Source organism: Leptospira idonii (assembly GCF_004770995.1).
Classification (GTDB): domain Bacteria; phylum Spirochaetota; class Leptospiria; order Leptospirales; family Leptospiraceae; genus Leptospira_A; species Leptospira_A idonii.
Genome location: NZ_RQHW01000008.1, coordinates 148,493 through 156,221, shown reverse-complemented (window position 1 = coordinate 156,221; position 7,729 = coordinate 148,493). Strand labels below are relative to the sequence as shown.

The window sequence follows — 7,729 nt, the reverse complement described above, 5'->3', positions numbered from 1 at the left end:
TTAGGTTGGCTTTTCGTTAAGGTTATAAGTGCTAACCCGGCAATGTCCTACTCTCCCATTGAGCGAACCCAATAGTACCATCGGCGATGAGAAGCTTGACTTCCGTGTTCGGAATGGGAACGGGTATGGCCTTCTCTCCATTATCACCAGGAGTATTTACCATATGAAAGCAAAGAGCTCTCTCGTCAAGCAACTTTATAAAAAAAGATTCACTATTTGAAATCTAAATCGTAGCTGACTCCCATTTTAATTCCAGAGATTTTGATTCGATCTTCGGAAGTTGCGGATACATATTCTCCCAATGTTCCCAAAGTATTGAATCCGACTGTGGTCACGCTCAACGCAAAAGGAGATTCCGCTTTCAAATGAAGTCTTTCTTGTTCCAAAGACGCATTCAATCTGAGTCCAGGCATCAATACGAAACTACCGCCTAACGATATCTTTTGAGAACTGAACGTATAACCACCATTAGCAGTTGAAAATGTAGCAAACCCGTTTCCGATTTCGAATTTTTCGTTATTGTATTCTCCTTTGGAGCGGAAAAGAAAAGGACCATACACTAACAAATCGGCAAAGAGTGTGATAGATTCGGAAATATCATATTCAAAACCCACTCCCAAAAGCCCGGAAAGGCCTCCTGCCGTTCTAGTTTGAGACCCATACTTGGAAGGATTTCCCAATCCGAAGTATTGTCCATCCAACTGTTGAGACAAAGAACGAATCACATATTTTGGAAGGATTCGGAAACCAGGTGCTACAGCTAAAGTAACTCCTGCATTGATATCCGTGTAATTTAAAGAATAATCGCCTTCTTTTTTACCGATCCCGAAAGGATAAAAAGAATCCCATTGATAACTTCTACCATAACGATTCAATTGAATCCCTATAAAAAAATTAGAAAGAACTCCAGAGTTTAATGAATGAAAATAATCTACGCCGAGGCCGTTGATCAAATCCAAATCTCGGTGGTTCTTCCAATCTTGATTGACTTCCGCTGAACTAAAGATATCGGAAGTTTGGTTTCTTTTTTCAAAATCTGTTTTTACGCCGCCATAAAAAAGGCCGCCTTTGATGCGAAGTGCGTTTCCTTCCACTTTTCCTTGTGCGGAAATTCCAGTGACTGCAAGAAACAGAAAGGTAAGCAAAAAAGCTACATTTCGAATGAATATCATATATTTACACCTATTTCCTAGAACTTAGTAATGTTACTAGGTATTGGACAAGAAAAAAATAAAAATGGTTCCTTAGGGAAAAAGTTAGGAAATATATTTTTGCTGAAATTTAAATTTTTTTTCAACAGATTCACTCAATGGAAACTGTAATATTGCCGATGAGCGCTCCTGCTGCATTTGAAACAGCCGTTACACTAAAAAAATAATCTCCAGGTGTGAAGATTGTATAGATAGTTGTTCCTGAAGAAGACGAGGAAGTAATTGCTGATGTGGATGCGACAACAGGATTCGTCAAATCGAAAGAACAAACTGAACCGGAATATGCACGGAGAGTCACTCCCGATGCAGGGAGATTATGAAATGTGATTGTTTTAGCAGTGGTTAGTCCTGGTGCTCTGGCTGCTGCAACTGTGTATGTTCCCAATGCGGTTCCAGTCAGATATAAAGAAACTCCTGTGGCTTGAATAGCGGTTACGGTTCCGATGGAAGTTCCGTTAGAAGATACGTTGCAAACTGCATCATTTGTCTCTGCAAGTGCGGAGAGCAAAAGCGCATCTTCCTCGCTTCCTTTGAGTTCCTTTTTACAATCCTGCAAAAAAACGACGGATAAAAGCACCCACACAAACAGAGAAAGATTTCGTTTCATTTTTTTGAAATTTCTACCTAGATCCTTTTTGGTAGAAAAAGAAAAGTTTGGAAAGGATTTTTGTAGGAGTTCCTACAATGGATTTGAGTTATAAGTGCTAACCCGGCAATATGCCAATCCGCAGCGACCGCTTGCGAGTCGCAGGACATTAGCCGATTACACAAAACCTTCGGGCATAAAAAAAGCGTGATCTAATGACCACGCTTTCGGATTCAATAATGACTAACCCGGCAATGTCCTACTTCCACCCCCAGGCACCGCTCCGCTCCGCGGGTGCCTGTCCGAGCCTTGCTCGATCATCCGTGTTCACCCCCCTATTTTTCTTACGAAAAATCCTAGCAGGCTTCGGCTTCCTACTGAAGCCTCACCCATTTCGCGAACAGACTTTTTCTAGTATGGGTTCGCTCTCATGCTTACTATGCTGAACAAATAAAAAAAGCCAACCTTTCGGCTGGCTTTTTCGTTAAGGCTATAATTGCTAACCCGGCAATCATGCCGGAAAAAGTAGAGCAAGACACCTTGCTCTACTTTTGAGGCAGCGACCGCTACTGCGAGTCGCAGGACATTAGCCGGTCAATTTGGACGCCCACAAACAAAAAAGCGCTCACTTACATGAACGCTTTCTATTACGATAATGACGAACCCGGCAATGTCCTACTCTCCCATTGAGCGAACCCAATAGTACCATCGGCGATGAGAAGCTTGACTTCCGTGTTCGGAATGGGAACGGGTATGGCCTTCTCTCCATTATCACCAGGAGTATTTACCATAGTCATGAGGAATTGCGAGAAGGCAAGAAAAAAATTAGGAAATGATTGCAGAAAGTTTTGGGGGGAATATTTTTTCACAATGCCACTCATGAGAGAACCTCTCGTATCCACAGAACCTTTTACGGTTATGGGTTTGAAAATCAGAACCTCAAATGCACCGGGAGAAGCAGATATAAAAATTCCGGCGATTTATTCCGAGTTCTACAAACAAGATCTTCCTAAAAAACTAGAAGTCATTCGTAAATTCGATCCACTCTTTGCCGTTTATTTCAATTATGAAAAAGACGAAACAGGTTTATACGATTTCTTATTGGGTTATTCCGTTTCGCCAGAACAAAAGGCTTTGCCTGGATTAGAGATTGTGCATATAAAAGCGCAAAACGGTCGTTACTTTGCAATCCAACCGGGAGCTCCGGAAGAAGTAGTTCCTAAATTTTGGGGAGAAATTTGGAATCATCCGGAAATCCCGAAGGTGAGAAGCTTTCAAATGGATTGGGAAGAATATTCGGAAGCGGGGATCAGGGTTTTTCTTTCTTGTAAATAGGCGGTTACATAGATCCGCCAGTCTCTTACGATCCAAACCCAAATTCCGACAAACATGGCTGTGGCGATCCAATTGCCGAAAGTCGCTCCAGGAATCAAAAGAAAATCGACCACACCGTGTTGCAAAACCGCCAGAACAAAAGCTAACAGTAAATATGTGATTCTATCCGTTTTTTCCTTGTCGTTGGATTTCAACATAAACAAGGCGAAACAAAGATCGATCAATAAATGAAAGTTGGAAGAATGAATCGTTCTTCCGATAAAGATGGCGATCTTTTTATCAGGAATCTCTCTTGCTATATAAAGGGAATTTTCGATCAAAGAAAAGCCCATAGCGATAAACGCCGCAAACAACACCACTTGAGGCTGAAATTTTTTCTCTTTATAATCGTAACCTAAAGCAGCGGTAAGAAATAGAAGAAATAAAATCTTCACGCTCTCTTCCATAATTCCCGCTTGGATGAATGCAATATGAACCGTCTGAGTCAACATACTTACTTTCTTCTTAGGATTGAAATCTGTTTCAGGCCAAAGAATCGGATGAAGCCAAGTGATGATTTCAGTGGAAATCCATCCGAGTGTCAATGCGATCAAAATTCCCGAGACCAATCGAACCGTTTTTTTCTCAGGATATGCCTTCCATACCACACAGGCCCAAGGAAGGATCGTGAGTGCTCCGATCATGTATTCGGTAAATCCGATAGGAGTTTCTTTCATTCTGGAAGTTCCTCCATATATCTGCCGTCGAAAAGATTGATCATTTCTTTCTGCAAGGGAGTGGGAACGAATTCAGGATCAATCGGACCGTTCCAAAAAAGCTCAGTCACTCGAATGTCGCTCTTTGTATTCGGAGGAGGGAGCAGAGGTCCTAAATTTTCAATCAATTGTAATGTTTTTAGATCCTGATCGGGATAGGAAGATCCTTCCACCATTTCTATATCGATGATGTCTCCTTCCTGAGTGATCGTATAAGCGACCACACTGGAGTATGGATGAGGAGCGTTGGCCCAATAATCCATATAACTTTCAGGAATTCTCATCTTTGCGGAAATATAATTGGAATATGTGGGAGGAACTTTTTTACCTTTGATTCTTTTTACGAATCCCGCCTTTGGTCCGTTATCTGCAGTTTTCTCATTGCTTATCTTTTCGCCCTGTTTCTCATCTTTGGCATCATTTCCCGTAATGACTCCCCCGTTCAAACCTTCCATTTGATCGGGAACATTGGGATCGATGAAATAAAACTCCATTTTCTCCGGCTGAAAGTGATTCGATTTTTCACTGCTTTTGTCTTTTTTCTGTGAGGATCTTTGCAAAGTGACAGGAATGATAAAAACAAGACAGATCAAAATCAAATGCAGTAGTAAAGAGACGGGAAGAGTATTTCGAAACCCTCTTCTGATTCCCGCTTCGAAAACGGGATCCAGTTCTTTGTCTCCCGCTTTTTTAAGGCCTAAGTTCTCCAAAGAGAAAGTTCTTCCTAAAAGATGGGAAGAATAACCGTATAAAAGCACTAGTCCCAAAACGGTCATTATAGAATAAGCGATGTTTTGTGAAGTAATGAAAAAATCTTTGTCAGGAATCCCGGGTTTCAACCCCATTCCACCTAAGAATTGTAATCCGAAGATGGGACTGATATAAGAGAATGTCCAAACGGCAAAAAACAACCAAAGAAGAAGAGAGACGAACAGGATGGGGAATCCTCTCCAATAGTCTTCTACATAAACATGTCCCCAACCCGGTAAAATCCGATCGCGAAAGAATGCTCTTTTTCTGATTTCAATTTCCTTTAAAAAAGGGAATTTTTCATTTTTCAGATAACTTTGTTTCCAAGCCTCTCTCAAACGAATTCCTTTTTGATAACGAAGGAACCATCTGGAAAACAAAGAAGGAGTTTTGTGTTTAGAAAAAGAAAGAAGCAGGATCGCATTGGAAGTTAGATAATTGAAATAAAACTGAAATAGCTCGGACAAAGGAGCCATTTGATTTCTAGCGGCACTCGGATGGATTTTTTCGAGCAGAAGATGCAGCCCTAAGGTCAAAAACAAAGAAAGAAAAAATACCAGAAGAAATGTATCGAATCGGGAATCCTTGATGGGTTTTCCTTTCGGACGGGTAAGATCCGGGAAACGCTGCTTATAACTTTCATTTCTTATTTTTTCCCGACGGTTCTGCCGGGAAGAAGAATGCACATAATTGAAAAACAAAAGAACGGCAACGAAGAATACAATCCCCAGTTTGGCTAAGGAGGAATAATCCTCTTCCACAAGTTTTGTATTGAGGAAGGTCTCCCATTCCTGTCCGAAACGATGCAATAGCTCCAAAGGATAAAAAAGAATCCAAGAAGATACATAGATTAAGATGATCGCCAGAGCTTTTCTCTTGAGCAGAAGAGAATGAGGAAACGCAAATAAAACTCCGATGGAGAAGAAAATCCCCAAATCGAACATGGGGGACATCCAAATCAGCAAACTGAGTCCTGTCAGCATCCAGGGAGACATTCGGTTAGAAATTACAGAGTTCATTCGGTGACATTCTCAAGGAAAATACTTTGAATTTTCATGGAAAACAAAAAATTTGGCGGATATGGCACAGCCGAAAGAGAAAGAAGAACAGTCACTCAAACCCATCGTCGCAGTCTCCAAAAGGAGAGGTTTTGTTTTCCCAGGATCTGAAATTTATGGGGGACTCTCCAATACATTTGACTATGGTCCGAACGGAGTGGAAGTATTAAATAACCTAAAGAGACTTTGGTGGGAATATTTTGTCCACCGCAGAGATGATGTTTTAGGATTGGATTCCTCCATTTTACTTCACCCTCGTGTTTGGGAAGCTTCCGGCCACGTTTCCAATTTCAACGACCCTCTTATGGACTGTAAAAAATGCAAAGCCAGAGTTCGTGTCGATAAGTTCCTGGAAGATAAGGAAGGAGAAGGTGCCGCTACAGGAAAAACCTTAGAGCAATTGACTGCGCGCATTTTGGAAAAACAATATGCCTGCCCTACTTGCGGCTCAGTAGGAACTTTTACGGAAGCCCGCCAGTTCAATTTGATGTTTAAAACTTCTCACGGTGCCTCGGAAGAAGGAGCTACCGACATTTATCTTCGTCCTGAAACGGCGCAAGGTATCTTTATCAATTTCAAAAACATTGCTCAAATCGCTCGTAAAAAAGTTCCTTTCGGAATTGCCCAAGTAGGTAAATCTTTTCGTAACGAAATCATGGCGCGCCAATTCATTTTTCGTACGAGAGAATTCGAACAGATGGAGATGGAATTTTTCTGCGAACCAGGAACTCAGAAAGAATGGTTCAAATACTGGGTAGACTATTGCATGAACTGGCTTGTGAATGTGGTAGGTCTGAAAAAAGAAAACCTAAGAGTCAGAGAACACGAAAAAGAAGAACTCTCTTTTTACAGTGATTCCACAAGCGACATCGAATACAAATATCCTTTCGGATGGGGAGAACTTTGGGGGGTCGCATCCAGAACCGACTACGACCTAACCCAACACGAAAAATTCTCTTCGGAAGATATGAAATACAACGACTTGGATGGTAAAAAGAAATACCTTCCTTACGTGGTAGAACCTGCTCTTGGACTCAATCGACTCTTCCTCGCAGTGTTATGCGATGCTTACGAAGAAGAAAAATTGGAGAAAGACGAAATTAGAACGGTTCTTCATTTCGGAAGAAGAGTTTCTCCCGTAAAAGTCGCCATTTTCCCTCTAATGAAAAAAGACGGTTTGGATGAAAAAGCGAAAGAAATCTACCAAGATCTAAGAAACCATTGGTATGCGGATTATGATGACAGCGGTGCCATCGGAAAAAGATACCGCCGCCACGATGAAATCGGTACTCCTTTCTGTATCACTGTAGACTACGACAGTTTGCAAGATGGAACCGTTACCATCAGAGAAAGGGATTCCATGAAGCAGGAAAGAATCGCAATATCATCCATTAAATCCTACCTCATCGACAGAATGGTGTAGTGCTTCTTAGAGAATTAAAAGAATCGGATAGAAACCAAACGATCGAACTGGTGAATCAGTTCTTTCGTTTGGTAAATGAACTCTCCTTAGACGGTGTATTCAGCATCCGGCCGAGAGCGGCCACAAAATTCACAGACATCTATTTTAAACTTCTAGGCTCCGGGAAAGTGTATATGAAAGGAATCTTTGAAAAAGGTCCCAGTCAGGAAGAAGAATTAGTTTCCCTCATCATCGGCAGGCTGGAAGAGAAACCCCATTTGGTAGAAGAACGATCTTTATTTATCGATCTGGCGGTGACCAAAAACGGCAAAAAGAAAAAGGGATATATGAAATCCCTTCTTGCAGATGTGGATCTTTGGTGCAAAGAAAAACAAATCCTTGCCATTGAACTGCGCGCCATTTTGGCAAATACCGATGCGGTTTCCTTTTGGGATCATTCCGATTTCGAACGATTTTATGTTCGCTACCGGAAATTGGTGAAATAAACTTACAAAATCAAAATGAAATCCTGGGGAAACTTCCTTCGTTCTCTAGGAACAAGCACTCCTACCTTCTATAGTATCTGCTTCCTCCAATATTTTATGTCATTTATAGCATTTTTTATGATAATC

At 41.3% G+C, this 7,729-nt stretch carries 7 protein-coding genes and 2 rRNA genes; 3 read left to right on the top strand and 6 right to left on the bottom strand.

Translation table 11 applies throughout. The features are described 5' to 3' along the window. Positions 1–34: 34 nt before the first annotated feature. The 4 genes from rrf (EHS15_RS02655) to rrf (EHS15_RS02640) all read right to left on the bottom strand — a co-directional run bounded on the left by rrf (EHS15_RS02655) (position 35) and on the right by rrf (EHS15_RS02640) (position 2,576). A 5S ribosomal RNA gene (gene rrf, locus EHS15_RS02655) occupies positions 35–151 on the bottom strand. A gap of 61 nt (positions 152–212) precedes the next feature. Next, positions 213–1,172: a hypothetical protein gene (locus EHS15_RS02650; RefSeq protein WP_135758990.1), complete on the bottom strand. Its 960-nt coding sequence runs from the start codon at positions 1,170–1,172 to the stop codon at positions 213–215. 130 nt (positions 1,173–1,302) lie between these two features. Further along, positions 1,303–1,818, bottom strand: a complete 516-nt coding sequence (locus EHS15_RS02645; protein WP_135758989.1) for a hypothetical protein — start codon at positions 1,816–1,818, stop codon at positions 1,303–1,305. Between the two features lie 641 nt (positions 1,819–2,459). Further along, positions 2,460–2,576, bottom strand: a 5S ribosomal RNA gene (gene rrf, locus EHS15_RS02640). Positions 2,577–2,667: 91 nt separating this feature from the next. On the opposite strand from rrf (EHS15_RS02640), the gene EHS15_RS02635 reads away from it, so the two are divergent. Next, positions 2,668–3,132 carry a GyrI-like domain-containing protein gene (locus EHS15_RS02635; protein WP_135758988.1) on the top strand — a complete coding sequence of 155 codons (465 nt, stop codon included), beginning with the start codon at positions 2,668–2,670 and terminating at the stop codon, positions 3,130–3,132. On the opposite strand, the gene EHS15_RS02630 is transcribed toward EHS15_RS02635, so the two are convergent. Beyond that, positions 3,072–3,848: a PrsW family glutamic-type intramembrane protease gene (locus tag EHS15_RS02630; RefSeq protein WP_135758987.1), complete on the bottom strand. Its 777-nt coding sequence runs from the start codon at positions 3,846–3,848 to the stop codon at positions 3,072–3,074. The genes EHS15_RS02635 and EHS15_RS02630 overlap by 61 nt on opposite strands. After that, complete coding sequence (locus tag EHS15_RS02625; protein WP_135758986.1) at positions 3,845–5,656, bottom strand: energy transducer TonB; 1,812 nt, start codon at positions 5,654–5,656, stop codon at positions 3,845–3,847. The genes EHS15_RS02630 and EHS15_RS02625 overlap by 4 nt, the downstream gene beginning before the upstream one ends. A gap of 61 nt (positions 5,657–5,717) precedes the next feature. Between EHS15_RS02625 and EHS15_RS02620 the strand changes: the two genes are divergently transcribed. Then, positions 5,718–7,118: a glycine--tRNA ligase gene (locus EHS15_RS02620; protein WP_167884136.1), complete on the top strand. Its 1,401-nt coding sequence runs from the start codon at positions 5,718–5,720 to the stop codon at positions 7,116–7,118. Beyond that, a complete protein-coding gene (locus tag EHS15_RS02615; RefSeq protein WP_135758984.1) occupies positions 7,118–7,603 on the top strand; it encodes a GNAT family N-acetyltransferase in 486 nt (161 codons plus the stop codon). The genes EHS15_RS02620 and EHS15_RS02615 overlap by 1 nt, the downstream gene beginning before the upstream one ends. Positions 7,604–7,729: the final 126 nt, after the last annotated feature.